This window comes from Mesorhizobium sp. WSM4845 (assembly GCF_055811455.1).
On record NZ_JBVVQA010000043.1, the window covers coordinates 1 to 25,406 of the forward strand.

At 64.1% G+C, this 25,406-nt stretch carries 25 protein-coding genes and 1 pseudogene; 19 read left to right on the forward strand and 7 right to left on the reverse strand.

Features of this window, described 5'->3' with window-relative positions:
- The first annotated feature begins 361 nt into the window (after positions 1-361).
- The 9 genes from AC0L2C_RS30935 to AC0L2C_RS30975 all read left to right on the forward strand — a co-directional run bounded on the left by AC0L2C_RS30935 (position 362) and on the right by AC0L2C_RS30975 (position 9,956).
- Positions 362-706: an ArsR/SmtB family transcription factor gene (locus AC0L2C_RS30935; protein ID WP_287222772.1), complete on the forward strand. Its 345-nt coding sequence runs from the start codon at positions 362-364 to the stop codon at positions 704-706.
- A complete protein-coding gene (locus AC0L2C_RS30940) occupies positions 703-1,173 on the forward strand; it encodes an SRPBCC family protein (RefSeq protein WP_473525192.1) in 471 nt (156 codons plus the stop codon). Before AC0L2C_RS30935 ends, AC0L2C_RS30940 begins: the two co-directional genes overlap by 4 nt.
- Before the next feature lie 351 nt (positions 1,174-1,524).
- Entirely contained in the window at positions 1,525-2,580 is a 1,056-nt protein-coding gene (locus AC0L2C_RS30945; RefSeq protein ID WP_473525193.1) for a LacI family DNA-binding transcriptional regulator, read from the forward strand.
- A 55-nt stretch (positions 2,581-2,635) separates the two neighbouring features.
- Positions 2,636-3,877, forward strand: coding sequence for an ABC transporter substrate-binding protein (locus AC0L2C_RS30950; protein ID WP_473525194.1), 1,242 nt, complete (start codon positions 2,636-2,638; stop codon positions 3,875-3,877).
- A gap of 377 nt (positions 3,878-4,254) precedes the next feature.
- The gene (locus AC0L2C_RS30955; protein WP_473525195.1) at positions 4,255-5,178 is read left to right on the forward strand and encodes a carbohydrate ABC transporter permease; all 924 of its coding nucleotides are present in this window, start codon (positions 4,255-4,257) and stop codon (positions 5,176-5,178) included.
- Entirely contained in the window at positions 5,178-6,035 is an 858-nt protein-coding gene (locus tag AC0L2C_RS30960; protein WP_027153854.1) for a carbohydrate ABC transporter permease, read from the forward strand. Before AC0L2C_RS30955 ends, AC0L2C_RS30960 begins: the two co-directional genes overlap by 1 nt.
- 27 nt (positions 6,036-6,062) lie before the next feature.
- A complete protein-coding gene (locus AC0L2C_RS30965) occupies positions 6,063-8,072 on the forward strand; it encodes a glycoside hydrolase family 127 protein (protein ID WP_473525196.1) in 2,010 nt (669 codons plus the stop codon).
- Between the two features lie 110 nt (positions 8,073-8,182).
- Positions 8,183-9,346: a hypothetical protein gene (locus AC0L2C_RS30970; protein WP_473525197.1), complete on the forward strand. Its 1,164-nt coding sequence runs from the start codon at positions 8,183-8,185 to the stop codon at positions 9,344-9,346.
- Positions 9,333-9,956, forward strand: coding sequence for a hypothetical protein (locus AC0L2C_RS30975; RefSeq protein WP_473525198.1), 624 nt, complete (start codon positions 9,333-9,335; stop codon positions 9,954-9,956). Before AC0L2C_RS30970 ends, AC0L2C_RS30975 begins: the two co-directional genes overlap by 14 nt.
- Positions 9,957-10,105: 149 nt before the next feature.
- Here AC0L2C_RS30975 and AC0L2C_RS30980 read toward each other — a convergent pair whose 3' ends face one another.
- Positions 10,106-11,131 (reverse strand): threo-3-hydroxy-L-aspartate ammonia-lyase, encoded by a 1,026-nt coding sequence (locus AC0L2C_RS30980; protein WP_473525199.1) that lies wholly within the window; start codon positions 11,129-11,131, stop codon positions 10,106-10,108.
- Positions 11,132-11,358: 227 nt separating this feature from the next.
- On the opposite strand from AC0L2C_RS30980, the gene AC0L2C_RS30985 reads away from it, so the two are divergent.
- From AC0L2C_RS30985 to AC0L2C_RS30995, 3 genes and pseudogenes are all read left to right on the forward strand, one after another.
- Positions 11,359-12,336 carry an ornithine cyclodeaminase family protein gene (locus tag AC0L2C_RS30985; RefSeq protein WP_473525200.1) on the forward strand — a complete coding sequence of 326 codons (978 nt, stop codon included), beginning with the start codon at positions 11,359-11,361 and terminating at the stop codon, positions 12,334-12,336.
- On the forward strand, positions 12,324-12,638 hold the full coding sequence (locus AC0L2C_RS30990) for a hypothetical protein (RefSeq protein ID WP_473525201.1): 315 nt from the start codon (positions 12,324-12,326) through the stop codon (positions 12,636-12,638). Before AC0L2C_RS30985 ends, AC0L2C_RS30990 begins: the two co-directional genes overlap by 13 nt.
- A gap of 67 nt (positions 12,639-12,705) precedes the next feature.
- Positions 12,706-13,073 (forward strand): annotated as a pseudogene (locus AC0L2C_RS30995) (endonuclease domain-containing protein); the annotation flags it as partial.
- Between the two features lie 460 nt (positions 13,074-13,533).
- On the opposite strand, the gene AC0L2C_RS31000 reads toward AC0L2C_RS30995, so the two are convergent.
- Positions 13,534-14,859, reverse strand: a complete 1,326-nt coding sequence (locus AC0L2C_RS31000; protein ID WP_473525202.1) for an NAD(P)/FAD-dependent oxidoreductase — start codon at positions 14,857-14,859, stop codon at positions 13,534-13,536.
- Between the two features lie 175 nt (positions 14,860-15,034).
- On the opposite strand from AC0L2C_RS31000, the gene AC0L2C_RS31005 reads away from it, so the two are divergent.
- Positions 15,035-15,871 carry a GNAT family N-acetyltransferase gene (locus AC0L2C_RS31005; RefSeq protein ID WP_473525203.1) on the forward strand — a complete coding sequence of 279 codons (837 nt, stop codon included), beginning with the start codon at positions 15,035-15,037 and terminating at the stop codon, positions 15,869-15,871.
- A gap of 22 nt (positions 15,872-15,893) precedes the next feature.
- Here AC0L2C_RS31005 and AC0L2C_RS31010 read toward each other — a convergent pair whose 3' ends face one another.
- From AC0L2C_RS31010 to AC0L2C_RS31020, 3 genes are read right to left on the reverse strand one after another with little or no spacing between them, the layout of a single operon-like run.
- Positions 15,894-16,334, reverse strand: coding sequence for a GtrA family protein (locus AC0L2C_RS31010; RefSeq protein WP_473525204.1), 441 nt, complete (start codon positions 16,332-16,334; stop codon positions 15,894-15,896).
- Entirely contained in the window at positions 16,327-17,013 is a 687-nt protein-coding gene (locus tag AC0L2C_RS31015) for a class I SAM-dependent methyltransferase (RefSeq protein ID WP_473525205.1), read from the reverse strand. The genes AC0L2C_RS31010 and AC0L2C_RS31015 overlap by 8 nt, the downstream gene beginning before the upstream one ends.
- Positions 16,988-18,043, reverse strand: coding sequence for a glycosyltransferase family 2 protein (locus AC0L2C_RS31020; RefSeq protein ID WP_473525206.1), 1,056 nt, complete (start codon positions 18,041-18,043; stop codon positions 16,988-16,990). Before AC0L2C_RS31020 ends, AC0L2C_RS31015 begins: the two co-directional genes overlap by 26 nt.
- 356 nt (positions 18,044-18,399) lie before the next feature.
- Here AC0L2C_RS31020 and AC0L2C_RS31025 point away from each other — a divergent pair, with 356 nt between their 5' ends.
- The 6 genes from AC0L2C_RS31025 to lpxK all read left to right on the forward strand — a co-directional run bounded on the left by AC0L2C_RS31025 (position 18,400) and on the right by lpxK (position 23,998).
- The gene (locus tag AC0L2C_RS31025; RefSeq protein ID WP_027153862.1) at positions 18,400-19,743 is read left to right on the forward strand and encodes a TldD/PmbA family protein; all 1,344 of its coding nucleotides are present in this window, start codon (positions 18,400-18,402) and stop codon (positions 19,741-19,743) included.
- Positions 19,730-20,539 carry a 3'(2'),5'-bisphosphate nucleotidase CysQ gene (locus tag AC0L2C_RS31030; protein WP_128176847.1) on the forward strand — a complete coding sequence of 270 codons (810 nt, stop codon included), beginning with the start codon at positions 19,730-19,732 and terminating at the stop codon, positions 20,537-20,539. Before AC0L2C_RS31025 ends, AC0L2C_RS31030 begins: the two co-directional genes overlap by 14 nt.
- 76 nt (positions 20,540-20,615) lie before the next feature.
- Complete coding sequence (locus AC0L2C_RS31035) at positions 20,616-20,861, forward strand: DUF4170 domain-containing protein (protein WP_023802307.1); 246 nt, start codon at positions 20,616-20,618, stop codon at positions 20,859-20,861.
- A gap of 5 nt (positions 20,862-20,866) precedes the next feature.
- Positions 20,867-21,655, forward strand: a complete 789-nt coding sequence (locus tag AC0L2C_RS31040) for a lysophospholipid acyltransferase family protein (protein ID WP_128170771.1) — start codon at positions 20,867-20,869, stop codon at positions 21,653-21,655.
- Positions 21,652-22,968 (forward strand): lipid IV(A) 3-deoxy-D-manno-octulosonic acid transferase, encoded by a 1,317-nt coding sequence (waaA, locus tag AC0L2C_RS31045; RefSeq protein WP_023802309.1) that lies wholly within the window; start codon positions 21,652-21,654, stop codon positions 22,966-22,968. The genes AC0L2C_RS31040 and waaA overlap by 4 nt, the downstream gene beginning before the upstream one ends.
- Before the next feature lies 1 nt (position 22,969).
- On the forward strand, positions 22,970-23,998 hold the full coding sequence (gene lpxK / locus AC0L2C_RS31050) for a tetraacyldisaccharide 4'-kinase (protein WP_473525207.1): 1,029 nt from the start codon (positions 22,970-22,972) through the stop codon (positions 23,996-23,998).
- A gap of 92 nt (positions 23,999-24,090) precedes the next feature.
- Here lpxK and AC0L2C_RS31055 read toward each other — a convergent pair whose 3' ends face one another.
- On the reverse strand, positions 24,091-24,324 hold the full coding sequence (locus AC0L2C_RS31055) for a DUF2093 domain-containing protein (RefSeq protein ID WP_027153867.1): 234 nt from the start codon (positions 24,322-24,324) through the stop codon (positions 24,091-24,093).
- A 143-nt stretch (positions 24,325-24,467) separates the two neighbouring features.
- Positions 24,468-25,394 (reverse strand): LysR substrate-binding domain-containing protein, encoded by a 927-nt coding sequence (locus AC0L2C_RS31060; RefSeq protein WP_473525208.1) that lies wholly within the window; start codon positions 25,392-25,394, stop codon positions 24,468-24,470.
- Positions 25,395-25,406 lie beyond the last annotated feature (12 nt).

Below are 25,406 nucleotides of genomic sequence, written 5' to 3' on the forward strand. Positions count from 1 at the left end.
TGCGCTGAAGGTCAGGTTCCCGACCTCGATTTGGAGGTTCAAGTCTGCAACGCCCAAGGTCGTCAACGGGTCGGTTCGAGCCATTGCGCGAAGGGCAGGTTTGGAGAAGCGCCGCGAATGACAGGTTATGGCGCACGTGGGCGGTTGGTGCGTTCCGACTTCAGATTGCCTGATGAGGCTCGGCAAGGGCCGGCCTGGGTGGTGAGTCGACGCTCCGCGCGAACTCACGGAATGGCCGGGATGCGTACAGAATGGATATTGACGATGAAACGTCAGAGCGAGTCGGAGCGCGCCCCGGGCCCGTTGTCACCGACAGCCTTATTGTTTGCCAAGTGGTGAACTGAATGCTATAGTTCACCACATGGAAAACTGTAGCTTCTCTTTGGACACTGCATTTCACGCGCTCGCGGACTCGACCAGAAGGGCGGTGATCAGTCGTTTGATGAAGGGGCCGGCCCCGGTCAAGGAACTCGCTGAACCCTTCGACATGGGTCTCCCTGCATTCCTGAAGCATCTACGCGTGCTTGAGGAAAGCGGGTTGATAGCGACCGAAAAGAGCGGCCGTGTTCGAACTTGCCGGATACGGCCCAAGCACTTGTCGGAAGCAGAGACATGGCTTTCTGAGCAACGTGCACTCTGGCAGGCAGGCGCCGATCGGCTTGTCACCTATGTGGAAAACCAAATGACAGAGGACGATGACGAATGACTGCCGTTAACAATGAGCTATCCATCTCGCGCCTCATCAATGCCGCGCCGAGCAAGGTCTGGAAGGCGTGGAGCAAGCCCGAACATCTGGCGAGGTGGTGGATACCCCATCCAATCGAGTGCAAGGTCGTCAAGTTGGATCTGCGCCCTGGAGGTGGCTTCGAGACGCGGATGCGCGAGGGCAACGGAGACTTCAAGCCCCATGTCGAAGCCTGTTTCCTCGACATTGTTCCTGAGCAGCGTCTGGTGTGGACGACGACTCTCGGCGAGGGCTGGCGGCCGACAGAACCCTGGCTGGCACTGACAGCGATCATCACATTTGCAGCCGAAGGTAACGGCACCCACTATTCAGCCCGCGTGATGCACAAGAACGCCGCCGACAGCCGCAAGCACGAAGAAATGGGCTTTCAGGAGGGTTGGGGCACAACGATCGACCAGTTGGCGGCCTTCGTGGAGCATCTGGAATAAATCTGTCCTGAAGACCGCAAAGTGCGACCCATCCCGGAAAGACCGAGACGGGGCTCAATCAAGTCATTCATTGCACTGTCGCGAATGACGGCAAGGGGTCGGCTCGAGCCATTGCGCGAAGGGCAGGTTTGGAGAAGCGCCGCGAATGACAGGTTATGGCGCAAGGCAGTCATTTACGAACAACCGCGTCGCCTGCTTGTCATCCCCCCTTGCCATCCCCGAATCCTTCCCCTAATCTCCCTCTGAGAAAACCTTTTCCCAAGTTGCCTCGAATCCGCTGACCTCACCAATCAGCGCCTCGCAGGCCAACAAGAGAAAACCTTTTCCCAACTAAGGAATTAGCCGCGTACCATGGTTTCCGACGCCTCGCCAGTCTCCACTAAAACCCCCGTCACCCTGCGTGAGGTGGCTTCCCTTGCCGGCGTCAGCGTTGCGACGGCCTCAAAAGCGCTGAACGGGCAGGGGCGGATGACGGCCGAGACCCGCGAGCGCATTCGCGAGACGGCGCAGCGGCTCGGCTTTCGCCCGAACAGCCTGGCGCAGAGCCTGTTGCGCCGGCGTTCGTTTACCGTCGGGCTGTTGACCAACGATACCTATGGCCGCTTTTCGCTGCCGGTCATGACGGGCATTTCGGATGCGCTGGTCGACAAGGGCGTCTCGGTGTTTTTGTGCAATGTCGAGGACGACCAGCGCCTCGGCCAGTTGCATGTCGATGCCATGCTCGACAAGCGCGTCGACGGCATCATCGCAACTGGCAAGCGCATCGATCGCCACCTGCCGGTCGATCTGTCCAATCTCGGCGTTCCCGTGATTTACGCCTTCACCCAGCCCGATCCCGGTGCCATCGCCTTTGTCTCTGATGATGCCGGCGGCGCGCGCTTGGCGGTCGAGCATTTTTGGCGGCTTGGCCGGCGCCGCATCGCCCATGTCAGCGGGCCGGAGAGTTTTGCGGTGGTGCACGCGCGGGCACAGGCCTATCGTGACGTGCTGACCGAGAAGGGCTTGCCGGTCATGGAACCATTGCTCGGATCGTGGTCGGAAGCGTGGGGTCACGAGGCGGTGAAGACGCTTTTCGGCGGCAGGCTGTCAAAGCGCGGGACCGAAAAGCCCGATGCCGTGTTTTGCGGCAACGACCAGATCGCGCGCGGCGTCATCGACGCGCTGCGCGAGCGCGGGCTTGGCGTGCCGGGCGATGTCGGCGTCATCGGTTTCGACAACTGGCAGATCGTCGCCGAGGCAACCCGCCCGCCGCTGACCTCCGTCGACATGAACCTGGCGGCACTCGGGCGCGAGGCCGGCCTCACCTTGCTTTCGCTCGTCGGCGGCGAACCCGCCGAGCCGGGCATCCGAAAACTGCCGTGCCGGCTGGTGGTGCGTCAGTCATGCGGCCGTCCACCGGACGGCTGAGATTAAGACGCCGTGCGGGGAGCACGGCCTAAGCAGAACCATCAGGAGGAGAACCATGAGAACTATGATTGCCGGGCTCGCTATTGCCGCGAGCATCCTGAGCTTTCCGGCCGCCGCCGCCGAGACCGCGAACATCTGGGTTCGCGCCGACGGCTCAAACTTCATGCCGCGCATCGTCGATGCCTTCAACAAGGGACATGAAAACCAGATCAAGCTGGACATCATCCCCAATGCCGAGATCATCCCGAAATACGGCGCTGCCGCCGCCGGCGGCACAGCGCCCGATGCGCTGTCGCTCGACCTGATCTACACGCCGTCCTTCGCCGCCGCCGGCCAGCTCGAAGACATCACCGACTGGGCGAAATCGCTGCCTTATTTCAACAGCCTGTCGCCGGCGCACGTCAAGACCGGCACCTACAGGGACCGCATCTACGGGCTGCCTTTCTCCGCCGATAGCTCGGTGCTGATCTGGAACAAGAAACTGTTCAAGCAGGCCGGCCTCGACCCTGAAAAGGGGCCGACCAACTGGGCCGAGATCGAGGCCTATGCCGAAAAGGTCAACGCGCTCGGCGGCGATATCAAAGGCTTCTATTTCTCCGGCAATTGCGGCGGCTGCAACATCTTCACCTTCACGCCGCTGATCTGGGCCTCGGGCGGCGACATCCTCACCGAGGACGGCTCGAAGGCGACGCTCGACAGCCCGCAGCTGCGCGGCGCCATCGATCTTTATCGGTCGATGGTCAAGAAGGACCTGGTGCCGGCAGGCGCGCAGACCGATACCGGCTCCAACTTCTTTGCGGCGTTTGCCGCCGGCAATATCGGCATCTCGCCGTCCGGCGCCTTCGCCATCGGCGCGCTGAACACGCAATACCCAGACATCGACTACGGCGTCACCTTCCTGCCGGGCAAGGATGGCGGCTGGTCGTCCTTTGCCGGCGGCGACAATTTCGTCGTCACCAAGGGCACCACGAAAATCGCTGTCGTGAAGGAGTTCCTCGACTTCGCCTATTCGCTCGAGGGCCAGACCATCCTGGCGAAATACGGCAGCCTGCCGGTGCGCGGCGACATCGCCAACGAGGCGCTGAAAGACCTTGACCCGCGCTACAAGATCGCCGCCGAGGCCATGGCCAAGGGCCGCACGCCCTATTCGGTGGTGTTCAACGACCTGATCAACTCCGCCAACGGTCCGTGGAACCAGATGGTCAACGAGGTCTTCTTCGGCGAAGACGTCAATGGCGCCATCGCCAATGCGCAGGAAACCATGCAGTCGATCATCGATTCGGCACCGCAGCAGTAAGCGCCGGCTTACCTCCCCCTTGAGGGGAGGTCGGACCACAGGTCCGGGTGGGGTCGTCGCGGCAGTGCTCGACGTTCTCTTTGCGTCGGCGCGCTGCACAGGCGACCCCACCCCCGGCCTTCGGCCGGACCCTCCCCTCGAGGGGGAGGGGGACGCAGCGCTAACAGCAAGGCTATCGCATTGAGACAAGACCCCCTCATCCGGCCGCTTCGCGGCCACCTTCTCCCCGCTGGGGAGAAGAGGCTGGCGTCAACGCTGGCGACCTCCTCTCCACTCGGGGAGAGGTCGGATTGCCCCGAATTGCCCTTTGCAATTCGGTTGGCAATCCGGGTGAGGGGGTTTTTTGCCGTTGCCCTGAACCCAGTGAGCGGCGAGCCATGACCTCCATCGCAGCAACCTCCGCACCCACCCGCCGCAAACTGGTCGGCGCCGGCCGCCGGCAGTGGGTCGGCCTGCTCTATGTCGCGCCGGCCGTCGCGCTGGTCGTCGTCTTCTTCATCATTCCGCTTGGCATGACGGCGTGGATGTCGCTGCACAACTGGCCGCTGATGGGCGCGCACTCGTTCATTGGCCTCGACAATTACTGGGCGATCCTGCGCGATACCAGGTTCTGGAACGCGCTCAAATTCACCGGCTACTACACGGTGATCGTCACCATCGCGATCTTCGTCGTCGCCTTTCCGCTGGCACTGTTCATCGAAAGGCCGCGGCCGCTGACCGGCTTCTATCGGACGTCGTTCTTCATGCCGGCGGTCATCGGTTTCGCCTCGGCCAGCCTGCTGTGGTCGTGGCTGCTCAATGTCGATTCCGGCCTGTTCAGCCCGGCCGCCTTCGAGCTCGGCCTGACCGAAAGGAAGGTCAACCTGCTGGCGACGTTCCAGCCGGCGTTCTGGTCGATCATCGCCATGGTCGTCTGGAAGGTGGCGGGTTTTACCATGATCATCCTGTTGACCGGCCTGCAATCGATCCCGCCGGATCTGCAGGAGGCGGCGATGATCGACGGGGCAGGGCCGCTGGCGCGGTTTCGCGCCATCACCCTGCCGCTGATGCGCCGCACGCTGGCGCTGGCGCTGATCCTGTCGGTTGCCGGCTCGGTGCTCGCCTTCGACCAGTTCTACATCATCCTGCGCGGCGGACCGCGCAACCAGACGCTGACCGCCGTCTACTGGATTTTCAACCAGTCGTTCGTGTCGTTCAAGCTCGGCTACGGCGCCGCCCTGTCGATGGTCCTGCTGGTCATACTGGTCGCGCTCAGCCTGATCCAGCTGCGGCTGCTGCGCCAACCGGAGGGCGTTGACTGATGGCGCAGGCAAGGAGCCGCAAACGCCGCATCGGCATGCAGATCGCCGAGCACGCGACGGGCATCGTCGCCTCGCTGCTGTTCCTGGCGCCGATCGTCTGGACCGTGCTTTCGGCCTTCAAGCCGGCACAGGAATCGCGCCAGCCGCCGCTGCCGCCCTGGCCGACGACGGGTTTTTCGGTCGAGAATTATGCGACGCTCAACACCTTTGGCGATGGCCTCTGGCTGCCGGCGCAAAACAGCATCTATGTCTCGGTCATGACGGTGGTGCTGTCGGTGATCGTCAGCGTGCTGGCCGGCTACGGTTTCTCGCGCTTCCGCTTTCCGCTGAAGAACCTGCTCTTCGTCCTCATCCTGTCGACGATCATGATCCCGTTCCAGTCGATCCTGACGCCGATCTTCCTGGTGCTGACCAAGATCGGCCTGCACAACACGCTGACCGGGCTGGTTTGCGTCTATGTCACGCTGCAGCTGCCGTTCTCGATCTTCATGATGCGCAACGCTTTCGACGCGGTGCCGCGCGAGATCGAGGAGGCGGCCCGCATGGACGGCGCCAACAATGTCACCATGCTGCTGCGGGTGATGCTGCCGCTGGTCTGGCCGGGCATCGTCACCATCGCGCTGTTCGCGTTCCTCGGCGCCTGGAACGAGTTTCTGGCGGCGCTGGTGCTGATGACCGACCAGTCCAAATTCACGCTGCCGATCATGATGACGGCGCTGCAGTCGGGCCGCTTCGGCGCCATCGACTGGGGCGCGGTGCAGGCCGGGGTCACCGTGATGATGGTGCCATGCCTGGTGCTGTTCCTGCTGCTGCAGCGCTTCTACATCCGCGGCCTCATGGCAGGGGCCGTGAAGTGACCATTCGAACCGAACCGGAGTAAATTGATGACCGCATCGCAATCCGCCAAGCCGGCTGCCGAGCTGGACCAAACCGGCAAGTCGGACAAGCCAAAACGCGCCTTCCGCCCGCTGCCGGTGCCGCAGGTCGATGTGCGCGGCTTCTGGGGCGACCGTGCCGATGCCGTCGCCACCACGACCGCCGGCATCCTCTATGATCGCTGCGTCGAGGCGCGCATGCTCGAGCAGATCGATCCGGACCGGCCATCGCCCGGCGTCGTCATTCCGTTCCACTCACCTTCGCCGGACGAGGCCGCCACCGCCGGCAACGAATTCACCGGCTCGACCGTCACCACCCAGATGTTCTGGGACTCCGACTGGGGCAAGACCATCGAGACCGCCGCCTACTCGCTGTATCGCCGCCGCAACGACGCGCTGGAGAAAAAGATCGACGCCGTCATCGACATGTACGCCAAGCTGCAGCAGCCCGACGGTTATCTGTCGAGCTGGTACCAGCGCATCCAGCCCGGCCTGCGCTGGACCAATCTGCGCGATTGCCACGAGCTCTATTGCGCCGGCCATCTGATCGAGGGCGCGGTCGCCTACTTCCAGGCGACGGGAAAACGCAAGCTGCTCGACATCATGTGCCGCTATGCCGACCATATCGCCGAGACCTTCGGCTCCGAGCCCGGCAAGAGGAAAGGCTATTGCGGCCATGAGGAGATCGAACTGGCGCTGGTCAAGCTCGCGCGGGTTACCGGCGAGCAGAAGTACATGGACCTGGCAAAATACTTCATCGACCAGCGCGGCCTTGAGCCGCATTATTTCGACGAGGAGGCGCGTGCCCGCGGCGCCGACCCAAAAGCCTATCATTTCAAGACCTACGAATACAGCCAGTCGCACAAGCCGGTGCGCGAGCAGGACAAGGTCGTCGGCCATGCGGTGAGGGCGATGTATCTCTATTCCGGGATGGCCGATATCGCGACCGAATATGGCGACGACACGCTGCGCGCGGCGCTCGACCGGCTGTGGGACGACCTCACCACCAAGAACCTCTACATCACCGGCGGCCTTGGACCGTCGTCGCACAATGAGGGCTTTACATCAGACTACGACCTGCCCAACGAAACCGCTTATGCCGAGACCTGCGCTTCGGTCGGATTGGTGTTCTGGGCGAGCCGCATGCTCGGCATGGGCCCCAATGCGCGTTACGCCGACATGATGGAGCGGGCGCTCTACAACGGCTCGATTTCGGGCCTGTCGCTCGACGGCTCGCTGTTCTTCTATGAAAATCCGCTGGAAAGCCGGGGCAAGCACAACCGCTGGAAATGGCATCGCTGCCCGTGCTGCCCACCCAATATCGGCCGCATGGTCGCCTCGATCGGCAGTTATTTCTACGGCCTGTCCGGCGATGCCCTTGCCGTCCATCTCTATGGAAACAGCACGGCTCGTTTCGATATTGCAGGAACGCAAATGGAGCTGCGCCAGACCAGCAACTATCCATGGGACGGCGCGGTCTCGATCACGATCGAGCCCGAGGCGCCGATGACATTTACCTTGCACCTGCGCCTGCCGGCCTGGTGCCGCAAGGCGGCGCTCAAGGTGAACGGGGAGGCGGTCGATCTGCAGGCGGTCACCAGCGACGGCTATGCCGCGATCCGGCGCGAATGGCGCAAGGGCGACCAGGTCGAGCTCGACCTCGAAATGGCCATCGACCGGCTCTATGCCAACCCGCAGGTGCGGCAGGATATCGGCCGCGTCGCGCTTGCCCGCGGCCCGCTGATCTATTGCGTCGAGGAGACCGACAATGCCGGCCAGCTGCACCGCATCGCCTTGCCGCCGACAGACGAGATCGAGGCGCATCAGCAGCCGAACCTTTTGGGCGGCGTCGTGACGCTTTCGGCTGTTGCCAAGAAAGAGGCGTTTGAAGACTGGGACAACGGCCTCTATCGCACCGAACCGCCGGCGGTTGAAGAAGCAAAAATCACCGCCGTGCCGTATTTTGCCTGGGACAACCGCGATCCCGGCGAGATGCTGGTCTGGCTGAGAGACTCGTGATCCGTGGACGAAGATGATGCCGCCGACGACAGGGATGTCTTGAATTTGCCCCGGCGGCGCTAATTTAGAGGGGAGAGTGGCGCTAGCCACTCGAATGGGTGGAGGCAGAGTTGGCGCTCGAAGATGTCGCGCGTCCGAGCGCTGGTGCTCGCGCCATGGTCATGACCGTCGCGGCGGTGCCGTTGCTGTTCGTGATCGGTGGACTGGCCATCCGCTATGCGGCTTTTGCTTCGGTGTCGGAGGAAACAGGTTTCGCGGCTTATGCCCGTGCGCTGTGCCGGTGGGATTGCGCCTGGTACATTGGCATCAGCGAACAGGGCTATGAGCGTTTTCCCATTCCAAACCACAGCAATGTCGGTCGCTGGAGCTTCTTCCCGCTCTATCCGATGCTGGTGGCGGCGATCCGGTTTGTTTTCCCATACCCTACGATACTGATCGCGACGGTCACCTCGATTGCGTGCAGCTACGCCGCCTGTCTGGTGGCGTGGCCGCTGCTCGAGAACAACATGCGCGCCTATGTGCTGTATTGCGCGTTTCTGCTCAGCGGCCCGTTCTCCTTCCACTTCACGACCTTCCTCAGCGAACCGCTTTTCGTGCTGCTGACCTCCTGCGTTTTTCTGGCGCTCAAGCGCTCCAGCTATCTCGCCGCGGGCGTTTCATCCGCGCTGCTGTCGGCGACCAGGCTGGTCGGGGTCTTCGTCGTATTTGCGACCGTCATTCAGATGTTCAGGGAGCACCGCGAGCAGGGCGGATCGGCGCCGTCTTTCCCGCGCTGGGTACTTGGCCGACCGGATCTGCTGGTCGCTGTCCTCATCTCGCCTGCCGGTTTGTTCGCTTACATCCTGTTCCTGTACCTCACCGTCGGAGACGGCTTTGCATTCTTGCACATCCAGCGCGCGTTCGGACGGGTGGCGGGCAATCCGCTGGTCTTCCTGTGGGACGGGCTCTCAGCTGTTCCGACCACCGGATGGCTGCCCACGGCGCCGCAATGGAGCGCGCTCTCCGCGATCACCGGACTGGCGCTGTCGGCCGTCCTGGCGGTACGCAGGCAATATGGCGCGGCACTGTTCTGCGCGCTCTGCATCGTCCTGCCGCTGATAACCAACCTGGCCTCGATGGTCAGATATGTGATTGGGCTTGCGCCCCTGACAATTCTGCTCGCCATCCTGTTGTCGGCGCCGAAGCTGATGTGGTTGGCGGCTTTGGTTCTCTTCCTTGGCGCCTGTTATTTCACGACTGTGGCGTGGATCGGAGGCTACCTTGCCCTGGTCTGACGATCCGGCCCGGTATCGGCGCGCCGCCTGGCTCGGCGGCTATGCGCTCGCGGCGGTTCTGGCCGGGGCCGAGATCGTCATCCTTGCGCTTGCTCTCAATCCGGACGTCAACGCCGACTATCGCGCCTACTACATCGATCGGACGACGACCTGCCTCAACCGCGATGCGACCGGCAGCTACACACTTGGCCAGACGGTGTCGTTCCGGAGCGACGGCGCCAAACGGGCAGCCAGCATAAAGGTCTGCGGCTGGTCGGGGTCGGCAGGCGACGGCACCCATTCGCTAGGCGAGACCTCGCGGCTTCGCGTGAAGATACCGCCGCTCCGCGACAGCCTGATGGCCACCCTGCAAATGGCCGCCGTCATTCGTCCACCGCAGATCACGCAAAGGGTGGTGATCTCGGTGAACGGTGTTCGGGTGCATGCGGAGACGCTGTCTGCCAAAGAACCACGAACGGTCTCGTTCGTCGTTCCACCGGCGGCTCTCGGCAAGGCCGATACACTCGAAATCGCCTTCGACTATCTCGACGGCATTCCGCCGACTCCGGCCGCCAGCAACATCTACAAGCGCTCCATCAAGCTGGTGTCGTTGCGGCTGGATGCGATTTGAGATCACGCTCAAAATCCTGCAGTCCATGCGTATCATGAACGCGCGCAATAGGCGTGTTCACAGAACGCTGCATTACAGCCAATGAAGAGCATTGCCGTGCGCTGGCGACCAGCACGGGGTCGCAGCGTACCAGCAGTGCCGAGCGTGTCTTAGCGAAAGGTCTCCGGCCCGGGGCGCGCCATGGCCTGCTCTCGAGGTGCTTTGTCTGCGGCCGCCATGATCAAGCTGGCGAAGCGCGTGAGATCCACATTGCCGCCACTGACGATGACACCGATGCGCTGGCCGCGCAGGCTTTGCGATTCACTGCGAACCGCCGCCGCTGCAAGGCAACCGGTGGGTTCGACCACGATTTTCATGCGCTCGGCGAAAAAATGCATCATTTCGATGAGCGCGTCGTCGCTGACCGTGGTGATAGCGGCAACCTTGTCGCGGATGACAGGAAAATTATGCGCGCCCAGATGGGTGACGACCGCGCCATCGGCGATGGATTTCGGCACTTCGATGGTGACGACCTCACCCCGCGCGAGCGATTGCTGACCATCATTGCCGGCCTCCGGTTCAACCCCGACGACCCGGCAGGCGGGCGCGCATTCCGCCGCCGCCAGTGCGGCGCCGGCGAGCAGGCCGCCACCGCCAAGGCAGACATAAAGGGCATCGAGCGAGCCGGCCTCCTGGATAAGTTCAAGTGTCGCCGTGCCTTGCCCGGCAATCACATCGGGGTGGTCGTAGGGTGGAATGAGAGCGGCTCCCCGCTCGGCGGCGATCCTGCCGCCAATCTCTTCGCGGTTCTCGCTGTAGCGGTCGTAGAATATCACTTCGGCGCCATAGCCGCGGGTGGCACGCACCTTCAGCTCGGGCGCATCCCTGGGCATGATGATCGCTGCCTTCACGCCCTTGATCGCGGCCGCATAGGCCAGCGCCTGCGCATGATTGCCCGAAGAATAGGCCACCACCCCGCGCGCCCGCACCGAAATATCCAAGGCCAGAAGCGCGTTCATGGCGCCGCGGAACTTGAACGCGCCGCCACGCTGGAAGTTCTCGCACTTGAAGAACACCTCGGCGCCTGTCAGCTCGTTGAAGGTGCGCGAGGTCAGCACCGGCGTCCGGTGGGCCAATCCGGCGAGGCGCGCCGCGGCGGTCAGAACATCGTCGAATGTCGGGATATTGAGGGGCATTGCGGGTCGCCTTCTACGCTTGCCGGTGGTGGGCTGGCCGATGGTGGGCTTGCTTGTCTGCGAGGATACGTGTTTGCGCGAACCGGCGATCGCATTCGATGGGAAGGTCGGCGCAGCATTCGCCCGAATGGCGGGCGACAAACCGTAGGAAATGCCGCTCGTTAGCCAACACCGCTGTCTTCCCCCGAGAACCGCTGGCTAGAATGAGGGAAAGCCGGGGAGATGTCATGTCCGTCACCGCAGACGAGTCGCAGTTGGTGCTGCTTGCGGGCGATCAGGTCGCACCGCTGTTGGAGCCGGATGCCGTCCTCGATGCCGTGCGGCGCTCCTTCGAGCTTCACAGTGCGCGCGAAGGCCGGGTCTTTCCGCTTGTGCGCGAGAAGCTGCACACCGGCGGCATTTTCGGCATCAAGTCGGGCGACGTGCCGAAAGCCGATCTTCTGGGCTTCAAGGCAGCAGGCTTCTGGCCGGCCAACCGCGAACTCGGCAAGGAGCCGCATCAGGCGACCATCGTGCTTTTCGACCCGCATACCGGGCGTCCCTTGTGCATAATCGACGGGAACGCCATCACCACCTTGCGCACAGGCGCGGCTGGCGCCATTGGCCTGACCCTGCTGGCCCGCCCCGAAAGCCGGTCGATCTGCATTTTCGGCACCGGCACCCAGGGCCGGATCCAGCTGCGCCTGGCATTGCGTGAGATGCCCGGCCTGGACACCATCCATTACCTGACGGCGGACGGCCGGCCCGACGCGGCGTTCGAGGCGGCATTCGAGGATTTCGCGCCGGCCCATTCGAACCAAGCCGCCAAAGCTGTCGGCTCGAGCGATATCATTATCACCGCGACCCCTGGCAGCGGGCCGCTGTTTCCGCCAGAAGCAGTGCGGCCCGGCACGCACATCAACGCCGTGGGTGCCGATACGCAAGGCAAGCGGGAACTACCCGACGGCCTGCTTCGCCGGGTACGGCTCTTTGCCGACGACTGCGAGCAATCGGCCGCTGTCGGCGAAGGCCAGTGGGACACCGGCTGCCGGGCGACCGAAATCGGCGATCTTCTGACCGGAAAAATGCCGTTCAGGCGCGATGCCGCCGACATCACGGTCTTCGATATGACCGGGCTCGCACTGCAGGATCTGACGGTCGCGGAAATGCTCTGGCGACAGGCCAGGAGCCGGGGCACGGGAACGCGCGTGCCATGGCGCTGGTAACGCAGGAGAAACAGGCAATGACGACCAGGACCATCCAATTGTTCAATGCGCGGAGCGCCATATTCGCCGCCATTTTGCTACAGGATGAGGTCGATGTGGCGCCTTTCGGCGAAACCCCGAAGATCGGCCATCTCGTTCGCATCGGACCAAATGCTCCTGCTCTCGATCCCCTGGATATCGCCATCGGCGACGCGGTCGCCGAAACCAGGAACGATGGTCGGGGTCGCACCGTTTGGATGTCCAGACCAGCCCGTCGGCATCAGGGCGACTCTGGTGGATGGCCAGCGCCCATTGACCAGTGATGGGAGTCAGCGATTTGCATGACGATGGTATGTTGGACGTAGCGCCAAGGCCGGATAATCTCGCCCGATGCCGCATCAGCCTGTCGCTCCGACCAAACGTCGTTTCGCCCGCTCGATGCGGCGCGAGCCAACAGAGGCGGAGGACCGCCTGTGGCACGAACTGCGCGGACGCAGGCTCGATCGCATCAAATTCCGGCGTCAGGCTCCCATCGGCAATTCATCGCCGATTTCGTTTGCGTCGAGGCCAGGCTGATCGTTGAGATCGACGGCAGCCAGCATGCCGATTCGAACCACGATCGGGAGCGAGACGCCGAATTGAAGGCGAGGGGCTTTCGTGTGCTGCGCTTCTGGAACGACGACGTGCTGCGGGATTTGAACGCCGTCTGCGACACCATCATCGCTTATGTCCGCGATGAGAGTTTGCAGCCGTGGCGGTATGGCGCGGTCTTGCCTTCTCCCCCTGTGGGAGAAGGTGGATTGGCGCGCAGCGCCAAGACGGAAGAGGGGTGTTGGACGGAGCGCCGTCCGTGCCAAGATGGAGCACCCCTCATCCGGCCGCTTCGCGGCCACCTTCTCCCACAAGGGGAGAAGGGAAAGCGCGGCATTCCGCGCCTTGGCCAAGCCGCATACTGGGTCGGTATCTTTCCGAGCTCGAGCGGGGCGAAGCGGCTGCGACGCCCGAGGCCCGGATTGAAGGCGTTTGCCGCGAACTGGCGGTCGTGGACGCGGTGAAGCTGTGTGCCTGAAGCGCGCCTGTATGTATTGGATGCCGGAAGAGGGTGCGGCGGCGGCGACCGCATCGGCGAGAGCGGTCGTCAAACGGTCCAGATCGCGCCTGAGCCCGTAGGTAACGATCGCTCAGCGCCCTTTGCTGTTGCCATTGCGGTCAATTGCATCAGAAGGCGCCGACTTCAATTTTGGATCTGTCCGCGAAGCGTGACAGGCGGAATGGCGTCGGATCGACGCTTGCCGCGTCACCGGCGACCAGATCCGCCGCCAGACGGCCAATGCCGGGGCCGGCGCCGAAGCCGTGTCCGGAACAGCCTGCGGCGACGAACGCTCCGCCGATGCTGTCCACCGCCGAAATCACCGGCACTGCGTCCGGTGTGAAGTCGATATACCCGCCCCAGGAAGACACGATGCCGGCATCGGCAATGGCGGGGAACAGGGCCTTGATCTGCGTCATGATGCTTGCCGCCATCCGCTTGTCCGGAGCGGGATCGAGGACGCGGATGCGCTCAAACGGGGTCGGCCTGTCGAGACGCCAGCGACCGAGTGTTTCCGGGCCTGCGAAGAACGAGCGGCCGATGCCGATCTCGACGGTCTTCAGCCGTTTGATGAACATCGGCAGAAACGGTCGGGCATAGCGGATCCCCTGCGGCGTGATCTCGAGCGTCGCCCTGCCGCTGGCGGCTATCGTGTAGCTGCCATCGATCCGGCGCGTCAGGGCACCGTCAGAGGTAAAGATTGCCCCGCCAAGATCCGGTGCCGGACCGGTCCGCAAGGTGGTCTGACGGACGCTGGCCTGCGGCAGCGAAACCGCATGCATGCGCAGGAAAGCAGAAGCCCAGGCGCCGGCGGCGCACAGCACCGCGCTGGTGCGGATCAGGCCTTTCTCGGTGACGACGCCGCTCACTTGCCCATTGGTGATATCCAGGCCGCGTGCCGCGCAGTTCTGATGAATGGTCGCGCCACGCTTGCGGGCGCCCTCGGCGATCCGCGGGGCGGCCAGCCAGGGCTCGGCCTTGCCATCGTCTGCCGCGTGGACGCCGCCCAGCCATTTGCGGCCGCCAGCCGCGGGAACGGCGGCAGTTGCCTCCTCGGCCGTAAGCATCCGCGTCTTGACGTCGAACCGCCGTGCAACCGCGCGCCACTTGTCCCATTCGGCGAGCTGCTTTGGATCGTCCGTCGCATAGATGAGCCCGCAACGGCGGAAGCCAAGGTCGTGCCCGATCTCTTCGGTCAGCTCTTGCCACAGCCGCAGCGCCAGATTGGCAAGCGGCAATTCACGTGCATCGCGGTTCTGCCGGCGGCACCAGCCCCAGTTCCGGCTCGACTGTTCGCAGCCGACATAGCCCTTTTCGATCAGCGCCACCGACAGGCCGCGCCGCGCCAGGGAATAGGCCGCGCTGGCGCCGACAATCCCGCCGCCGATCACCACGACGTCCGCTGACCTGGGCAGCGTTTCATCGCTGCTGATGTGGTGGATTAAAGGGGACATGGCGGCCTCGGCAATCAATGATAGCTCGCAGTATCGGCGACCGGTGCCGCAGAATGCACTGACCGCAGCGGCATTTTGGTATTTTGCACCGAATATCGCCGGCATTCGGCGAGTGGCGCGGAAGAGGCGGTTTTATCGTCCTGTCAGCCTTCCCACTCCAACAGTCCTGGTGCTCATGAACACCCAGTCCGTCACATTCGCACCTTTTGAAGCGCGCCATCTTGAGGAAGCGACGGCGCTGTCGCGAGCGGCCGGCTGGCCGCACCGGAAGGAAGACTGGGCCATGATCTGGTCCCTGAGCGAAGGTCAGGTCGCGTTGGATGGCGGCAGGGTGGTGGGAACCGCCTTCATGACCCCTTTCGGAAGAACCTGCGCAGCGCTCAACACCATCATCGTCGATGAGGCAATGCGTGGTCGCGGGCTGGGACGGCGGCTGACCACCACCGCGCTCGAGCAGGCCGGCGACCGCGAGTGCCGCCTTACCGCCACGGCCGACGGACTGCCTCTCTATGAAAAGCTGGGTTTTGTCGCGACGCACGATGTTCGGCAGCACCAGGGCACCGTCGGGCAGGTCAGTGCGCCTCCGGCCGTGGAATGGATCGGGTCCGAGCACCTTCCGACACTCACCGTGCTCGATCGCGCCGCCTTCGGTGCGGATCGTGCCGCGCTCATGAACGCCTTGGCGGGCGAGGGACGGTTTGCGGCCATCACCAACGAGGACGGCATCGCGGCCTTCGCGGCCGTGAGGGCATTTGGCAGGGGCGAGGTCGTCGGACCGGTCGTGGCGGAGGATCGCGATCAGGCGAGAGCCCTGATCGCCTTCATTCTCTGCGGAATGCAGGGCCGCTTCGTGCGCATCGACATTCCTGAAGACGCCGGCCTTTCACCCTGGCTCGAAGGACTGGGGCTCGCCCATGTGGGCGGGCCGGTTGCCATGCTTCGGGGCGCAAGCAATATCCCGGGTTCCACGAACGCACGCATCTTTGCCCTGGCCAGCCAGGCCCTCGGCTGAGGCCAACTCAGAAGACCATGGATCAGGTGGAGCGGTCGTTGTGCTCGCCGGGTCTTCGCTGCGCAAAAACCCATCGGTCGAGCATGAGAAGATTGACCGCCGGAACAAGCAGGCATGTAACCAGAATGGCAATGATCGGCGGCAGGCCGAGTTTCGCCGTCAAGAGCGCCGGCGCCGCGTAAGCCACGGCAAAGCCTGTCGCCGTCAGCAGGAGAAAACGCCCAGCTTCCGATCGATGCGATCCATTCGACATGAAGGTTACCGATTTATGGGCGAAATATGAAAACACGGCAGCCGCCGCATAAGCCGCGAGCGACGCCTGGACCGGCGAAAGGCCGATCCATTTCGATTCGACCAAACCGATAGCCAGGGCAGCATACAGGATTGTCGCGACGATGCCGACCAACCCGAAGCGCGCCAGCAGCTTCAGCCCGGCACCGGCAGTCGAACGGTCCTCAGACATGCGCGCTGCACGCATACTGAGCCCCGAGCGGCAGAGGCGCGAGCAGGCGCTCGAGTCGTCTGGCGAAGGACCTGGCCGACGGCAGCAGCAGGAAGTGCTCGGATCGGATATCCTGAAAACCCGTCTCCTGAAAAAGCGATCTTGCTTTGGCGGCGTTGAGCAGGACCGCGTCCTGGTCGAACGGACACCGCAACACCGCGAGACGCGTCAGCGGATTATAAGGGTTGTGCTCGATGATGCAGGCGACGCCGCCCGGCCGCACGACGCGCCGCATTTCCCGGAAGAAATCGAGCCAGGAGGCGGGCGGAACGTGATGGACGACGCAACTGGCGAAAGCCAGATCGAACGCGCCGTCGCCATAAGGCAGGCGCGGCGTCGTGCAGGCCCGGTAGCTCACACACGGATTGTCCTGGCCGGCGCGCAGGATCGATTGTTCCGAAACGTCGCAGCCATCCAGGCTCTCGAACGCGCCTTCGAGATAAGGGTGGAGCGACCCGACGCCGCAGCCGATATCCAGTGCCCGCACCCCGCCCTGTCGAAGCCCACGCTCGACGGCGAGACGCCGCAGCAGGTCGGCCTTGGCGATCAGAAAGAAGTCGTGCCCGAGTCCGGAAAACCGGATGGATCCTGCGACCGCCTCGCCATAATTCGATTTATAGCTGTCGAAGAGTTCGGCCATCAGCCGAGGCTCCGTTCCTGGGTTTTCGAAACGGTCGACGGCTCTCACTGGCGGCACGCATCGCCTTGTCGAAGCCGGCGACCCGATCGATCACGTAAAGCGGACGGCGTTTCACCTCGGCGTGGATGCCGCCGACATAGAGCCCGACCACGCCGGTCATGAAAAGATTGATGCCGCAAAGCAGCGACACGATCACCACCGTGGATGTCCAGCCGGCAATGATGCCGGTTTCAAAAATCCAGGCGAAGATGGCGTAAATGCCGAACAACACCGCAAGCGCGGAGATCGCCAATCCGCCCCACAGCGCCATGCGCAGCGGCTTCTCGGAGAAGCTTACGATGCCGTGAACGGCAAGGTGCATCATCTTCCAGAATGGGTATTTGGTTTGGCCAAGGGTCCGCGCCGGGCGTTCGAAAGGCACCGCTGTCTGCTTGAACCCCATCCAGGCGAACATGCCCCTGACGAAACGGTCGTGTTCGGGCATTTGCTTGAAGGTTTCCAGAGCCTTGCGCCCGACCAGGCGAAAATCGCCGACGTCGCGGGGGATGTCGACCGACGTCATCTTCTCCAGCAGGCGGTAGAAGAGACTCGCCGTCAGGCGCTTGAACCAGGATTCGCCCTCACGCTTGACACGGCGGGCATAGACGATCTCGAAGCCGTCCTTCCACTTTGCCACCAGATCGAGGACCACCTCGGGCGGGTCTTGCAGGTCGGCATCCATGACGATGACGGCATCACCCGCAGCCGCATCCATGCCGGCGGTGATCGCGACCTGATGGCCGAAATTGCGGGAAAGCTCGATCAGCCGGAAGCGCGGCTCGACGGCGACGACGTTGCGAAGGTATTCGACGCTCCCATCGAGGCTTCCGTCATCGACGAAGATCGCCTCAGTCTCGCCGTCCAGCCGGCCGATCAGCGAACTGATCCGCTCGATCAGTCGCGGCAGCACCTGTTCTTCATTGTATATGGGAAGGACCAGCGAGTACCGCGGCGGCGACACGTTCACCGCAGTCCTGATGCTTTGGATCACAGGGTCTCGCATGCCGTTGAAAATGGAACGCAAGCTACAAAGTTCCAAGGACATACAAGAAATCGCTAAATTTAGCGGTTTCGGCCAGCTGCCGATCATGCGTGGAAAGGAACATAGGCGTTACCGCAATCGAACGTCCACTTGTGGTCGGAGCACGGCGTCAATGGGCTATCGCCCCTCCCAAACCGCCGCGAAGCAACCTTTGAGGACCCGCTTCGATCATGCCGCCCAAAACCGGGTGTCTGCTGGCCGATCTGCCCCGCTTGCCACTTCTGCCATTGCACAAGCCACATCAGAACAATAGATGGTGCGGAGCGGCCGCCCCTTATGTCAGGCGGAAAAACAGGACTATGCGCATGACCGATACGCTGGACTCAGCGAAATTGACCGACCGGGTCGCGGCCCTGGTCGAGGCTGCCAAACGGGCCGGCGCCGACGCCGCCGACGCGGTTGCGGTGCGCGGCCGTTCGACCGGCGTGTCGGTGCGGCTTGGCAAGGTCGAGGGCACCGAGGCGTCCGAGAGCGAGGATGTCTCGCTGCGCGTCTTCGTCGGCAAGCGGGTGGCGAGCGTCTCGGCAACCGCTGCCTCCGACCCGAAAGCGCTAGCCGAGCGCGCCGTGGCGATGGCGAAAGTCTCGCCGGAAGATCCCTATCAGGGCCTCGCCGATCCGGCCTTGCTGGTCAAGAAGCCGCGCGACCTCGATCTGTTCGATCCGACGGAAGTCTCGGCCGACCAGTTGAAGGAAGCGGCGCTGGCCGCGGAAGCAGCGGCCCTTGCCGTCAAGGGCGTTACCAATTCGGCCGGCAGCGGCGCCAGCGCCGGGCTTGGCGGGCTGGTGCTCGCCACCTCGCACGGCTTTGTCGGCCACTATGTCGCCTCGCGCTTTTCGCGCTCGACCAGCGTCATCGCCGGCGAGGGCACCGGCATGGAGCGCGACTATGAATACTCCTCGCGCCAGCATTTCTCCGATCTCGACGCGCCCGAAGACATCGGCCGCAAGGCAGGTGAACGCGCGGCGCGGCGCATCGGCGCGCGCAAGGCGGCGACCGGGCCGGTCGATGTGGTGTTCGACCCGCGCGTCGCCCGCGGCATCGCCGGGCATCTCGCCGGCGCCATCAATGGCGCCTCCGTCGCGCGCAAGACCAGCTTTCTGCGCGACATGATGGGCAAGCAGGTGGCGGCGGCCGCGATCACCGTCACCGACGAGCCGCTCCGGCTCCGTGGCCAGGCGTCGCGTCCGTTCGACGGCGAAGGCATCGAGGGTGAAAAGCTGCTTATGGTTGAGAAGGGCGTTTTGAACCACTGGTTCCTGTCGACCTCAGTCGCGCGGGAATTGGGGCTGACCACCAACGGGCGCGGCTCGCGCAACGGCTCCTCGGTCTCGCCGTCATCGACCAATCTTGCCATCGAGCCGGGCGAGCGGACGCCCGAGGACCTCATCAAGTCGCTCAAATCAGGTTTTTACGTCACCGAGGTGTTCGGCCAGGGCGTCGACATGGTGACTGGCGAGTACAGTCGCGGCGCTTCCGGCTTCTGGATCGAGAATGGCGAGCTCGCCTATCCGGTTGCGGAAGTGACCATCGCCTCGAACCTGAAGACGATGTTCCTCAACATGGTTCCGGCGAGCGATCTCGATCGCAATTTCGGCACCGCCGCACCAACGCTGCTGATCGAAGGCATGACCCTTGCCGGAGCTTGACCAGGTCGCCTCCGCCGCCGGGGCTCGTGAGGATCTGCCGCTGCTGCGCGACGCTGCCCGCGAGGCGGGCGCCATCGCCATGCGCTATTTCGGCAACAATCCGCAAGTGTGGATGAAGGGCGGCACCTCACCGGTGAGCGAGGCCGATCACGCCGCCGACGCCTATCTGCGCCAAACCTTGCTTGCGGCGCGGCCGGACTATGGCTGGCTGTCGGAGGAGACGGCCGACGATCCGGCAAGGCTTGCCGCCCGCCGCACCTTCGTCGTCGATCCGATCGACGGCACGCGCGGCTTCCTCGAAGGCCTGCGCTCCTGGTGCGTCAGCGTCGCGGTGGTCGAGGACGGCCGCACGCTTGCCGGCGTGCTCGAATGTCCTGCCACGGAGGAGACCTATTGGGCGCTGCCAGGTGAGGGGGCGTTCCTGAATGGCCGTCGCATTGCCGTGCGCCGCCCGGCAGCGATGGTCGAAATTGGCGGGCCGAAGCCATTGATCGCCCTGATGCCGGCGGAATGGCAGGGCCGGCTGAGCCGCGTGCCCTATATTCCCTCGCTCGCCTACCGGCTGGCGATGGTCGCCAATGGCCGGCTCGACGCGACCTTCGTCAAACCCAGCGCACATGACTGGGACATCGCCGCGGCGGATCTCATCCTGCGCGAGGCCGGCGGCGCGTTGCTCGACCAGAAGGGCCGCGCACCGCGCTATGCCGGCGAAGTGATCCAGCACGGCGCGCTGGTCGCCGGCAGCGGCGAACTGCTCGCCGTCCTCTCCGCCGTCGTCGCAGGGCTGGACGATTGAACATGTCATCAATGGTTCCAAAGTCGGCGGCTTTGGTCTAGACCTGTCACAAACTCACGATATGTGAAGGACCGACATGACCGCGGAAGACGGAAAGAAGCAGCTTTTGCACCTGGTGTTCGGCGGCGAACTGAAGACGCTGGGCGGAACAGAATTCCGTGATCTCGAGACGCTCGATATAGTCGGCATCTATCCGGATTATCAATCCGCGCAAACGGCGTGGAAAGCCAAGGCCCAAGCCAGCGTGGACAATGCCCACATGCGTTATTTCGTCGTTCACCTGCACCGGTTGCTCGACCCCGAAAACAAGCCTGCCGGTTGACATGGATGGATCATGAAGGCGTGAAAGGGCCGGCCACGAGGTCCGCGGCAAGGCGGCGCCGCGGTGGCACCCCGAAGACATTCTGGCGCAAGATACGCGAACCGCTGGCGCAATCGCGATTCGTCAAGAACGCCATCGCCAGCCTGTTTGCGCAGTTCGTTCGCCTCGTCCGCCTGACCAATCGTGCTGTCGACGGATCGGCGCAGATGTCGGGCGGCGCCTACTCGCAGTTCGAACCCGCCATCATCGCGCTGTGGCACGGCCAGCATCTTCTGACTCCGGCCTACTATCCCGGGGGACGGCCAGTAGTCGCCATGGTGTCGCGTAGTGCCGATGCCGAGCTCAACGCACTGATGATCGAGAAATTCGGGATCGAGGCGGTGCGCGGCTCGGGTGGACGCGAAGGCTCGAAGCGTCGCGACAAGGGCGGCGCCAAAGCGCTGATCGCCCTGAAAAAGTCACTCGCCACCGGCAAGAACGTCGCCATGATCGCTGACATTCCGCATGGCACGCCGCGCGACGCCGGGCTTGGCATCGTTCTCCTGGCGCGGCTTTCGGGCCGGCCGATCCTGCCCGCCGCCATCGCCACCAGCCGCCGCAAGGTGCTGGAGCGCAGCTGGGACAAGACCACGATCAATCTGCCGTTCGGCCGCTCCTCGATCGTGCTTGGAGCGCCGGTGTTCGTTCCGGCCAATGCCGACGAGGCTGAAATGGAACGCAAGCGCCAGGAGGTCACGGCCGCGCTCAACGCCGCGACCGCCGAGGCCTACCGCCTCGTGGATGGCCCAAAATGAGCGAGCGCTGGGCGCGCACTTTCCTGACGGCGTATCGTTTCGCAGGCGCAGCCGCCTATCCCCTGGTCGGGCCCTATGTCGCCTGGCGCACCTCCAGAGGCAAGGAGGACCGAATTCGCCGGCGCGAGCGCTATGGCATCGCCGGGCGCGAGCGCCCCGAAGGGCCGCTGATCTGGATCCACGCGGCGAGCGTCGGCGAGACGATCGCCGTCGTGCCGCTGGTCGAGAGCATCCTCGACTACGGCGTCAACATCGTGCTGACGACGGGGACCGTCACCTCCGCTCAGGTTGCCGAGGAACGGCTCGGCGACCGCATCATCCACCAATACGTGCCGCTCGACCTCAAGCCGGCGGTCAGCCGCTTCCTCGACCATTGGCGGCCGGATCTGGCGATCATCGCCGAATCGGAGATCTGGCCGATGACCATCCTCGAGCTCGGCGCACGCCGTGTGCCGCAGGTGCTGGTCAATGGCAGGCTGTCGGACCGTTCGTACAAATCCTGGAAGAAGCGCGCCAACATCGCCGAGGCGCTGTTCGAGAATCTCGCCCATGTTGTCGCCCAGTCGGATGTCGACGGCGAGCGCTTCCTCTCGCTCGGCGCCCGGCCGGTCACCGTATCCGGCAATCTCAAGGTCGACACCACGCCGCCGCCGGCCGATGAAAGAGCGCTGTACACGCTGAAGCGCCAGATCGGCGCCCGCCCGACCTGGGCGGCGATCTCGACCCATGACGGCGAGGAGGCGGTCGCCGCCGAGGTTCACGCGATGCTGCACAAGCGGCACCACGGTCTTTTGACCATCGTCGTGCCGCGCCATCCCGATCGCGCCGAAGCGCTTGCCGCGCAGATTTCCGGCATGGGCCTGAAACTCGCTCGGCGTAGCAAGGGCGACCGGATCATCGCCGATACGGACATTCTGCTCGGCGACACGATGGGCGAGATGGGGCTTTATCTCCGGCTGACAGAGATCGCCTTCGTTGGCCGGTCGCTCACCTCGGAGGGCGGCCAGAACCCGCTGGAGCCGGCCATGCTCGACACGGCGGTGCTGGCCGGCCGCAACGTCCAGAATTTTCGCGAGACCTATCAGCGCCTGCTCGACAGCGGCGGCGCCAAGCTGGTGCGCGACCGCGACATGCTGGCCGGCGCCGTCAATTTCCTTTTGACCAACGAGGTGGCTCGCCACGAGATGATGGCCGCCGGTGCGGCGACTGTCGAAGAGATGCGCGGCGCGCTGGCGCTCACCTTGAAGTCGCTCGAACCCTACATTCAGCCTTTGGTCGTCAAATCGCGCCTCAAGGGCGCCAACGGCCGTTAAGATGGCCAGCGAAGCGCCCCCCTTTTGGTGGGAAGAACCGGACTGGCGGGCGCTGGCGCTGGCGCCGCTGTCGGCGGTCTATGCGCTGGTTGCCGGTCGCCGCATGCGCTCAGCGGCCCGCGAGAAGATCGAGGCGCCGGTGCTTTGCGTCGGCAACTTCACCGTCGGCGGCACCGGCAAGACGCCGGTGGCGATCGCGCTGGCCCGGCAAGCCAGGCGCATGCAGCTCAATCCAGGTTTCCTGTCGCGCGGCCATGGCGGCTCCTTCGCGCGGCCGCATGTCGTCGATCCGCATCATGACGCCGCCAAGCATGTCGGCGATGAGCCGCTGCTTTTGGCTGCGCATGCGCCGGTCGCAGTGACGCCGAACCGTGCCGCCGGCGCACGCCTCCTGCTGGAAAAGCATGGCTGTGATTTCCTGATCATGGATGACGGTTTCCAGAGCGCGCGCATCCACATCGACTATGCGCTGGTCGTCGTCGACGCACGCTACGGCGTCGGCAACGGCCGCGTCATTCCCGGCGGTCCGCTCAGGGCTGGTATCGTCGACCAACTGGTTTTCACCAGCGCGCTGTTGAAAATGGGCGAGGGCCTTGCTGCCGATGCCGTCGTTCGCCAGGCGGCGCGCGCCGGCCGGCCGATCTTCGAGGCGCATACGCGGCCAACCAGCAAGGCGGGGCTGGCCGGCAAGCGATATCTGGCGTTTGCCGGCATCGGCCATCCCGACAAATTCTTCGACACGGTCCGTCAGGCCGGCGGCGAGGTTGCGCTGGCCCGGTCGTTTCCTGACCATCATTTCTATGGCAAGGACGAACTGGCCGAACTGGCAACGACAGCGCGAGGTGCCGGACTTGGCCTCATCACCACCGCCAAGGACGCCGCCCGGCTACGCCACGATGCCGTGTCGGCCGATTTTCTCGGACAGCTCGATGTGCTGGAGATCGACACCGTGTTCGATCCCGACCACGTGCCCGAACGCATCATCGTCGAGACGCTGGATGCCTGGCGGCAGCGCAAGCTGCAGGGCTGATCCAGGGAACCTTCGAGCGCCGCGGCCGTCGAACATTTGCGGAGACGCCGGCGGGACAGGATCGCTACAGAACGGCTTTCATCTGCGTCGGACTAACGTCGGCTGCGCAGTTCGGGATGTGCCTCGATCTCGCGGCGCAGCGAGGCCGCGGCACTCACATAGGGCTCCTGCCTGGCGACGCTCCAGTATTTGAGCTCATCGAGCGGGATGCTTTCGCCGGTGACCGCACAGCGCACGAAGGCGCCGGGGCTGGTCACCTGGAAGTCGCCGTCCAGGTAGCGGATACGGGCTTCCTTGCCGCCGGGGCCTTCAAAGCGATTCATCATGACATGGAGCCAAGGTTCATGACGATGTCATCGCCACAAAATGCCGGCAAGGTCAAGCTCCGAACGAGGCAAGATTGGCTTCAGTCGGCTTCGTTTCGAACGGCAACCAGCCGAGCAGGCCGGCAAAGTGGATGCCCCGCATCCTACTGCTCGGCTGCGATGAAATCCTCGATCTTTTCCGCCGCCAGCCCGGCTTGGGCCGCGATGCGCCGGGCAAGCTCGGCTGCGGCGGCGCGCGGGCGCCCGATAGGCCGGTCGAGCCAGTAGGATATCGGGCTGAGGACGACGCGCTCGTCGGCCGCGATGATACGGCCAGACTTCAGTTGATCCTCGGTCATCGGCGGCCGCGCCAGCGCGATGCCGAGACCATGGGCGGCGGCGCCGAGCACCAGATTGTAGTCCTCGAAACGGCGATCCTGCGGACGCGGGCGGTAATCGATGTCCTGTGCGGCAAACCAGGCACGCCAGGCCGAGGCGTCGGAATCGTTGATCAGCGGGAATTTGAGCAGCCGGGCAGGGTCGCCTCGGCCGATCTCGCGGGCGAGGTCCGGCGAGGCGACCGGAAACACATGTTCCTCGAACAGCTGCAGCGAGACGCGGCCGGGGATGCGGCCGCGTCCGCAGCGGATCGACAGATCGATGCCCTCGTCGGCAAGGTCCGCCTGGCGGATATCGACGTCGAGCACGATGCGCAGCCTGGACGGATTGTTTTCCAGCGCCGCCATGCGCGGCATCAGCCACAGCCCGCTGACCGAGGGAATCGAGGTCAGCCGCACCACGGCGGTGCCGCGCGGCTCGATCCAGCGGTCCGAATTGCTCGATATCAGCGCGAAGGCCTCAGTGGTGCGCAGATGCAGGCGGTTGCCTTCGATCGTCAGCGAGACACCTCGCGCGCCGCGATCGAACACTTTCAGCCCGAGCCAGTCCTCCAGCTTGGCGATCTGCCGGCTGACGGCGCCATGGGTGAGGTTGAGTTTTTCGGCAGCGGCCGAAAAGCTACCCGTCCGTGCCGCGGCGTCGAAGGCGCGCAGGGTTTCGAGCGGCAGCATCGCGTCTGAGCTGTGATCCATAGTCACAGCTGA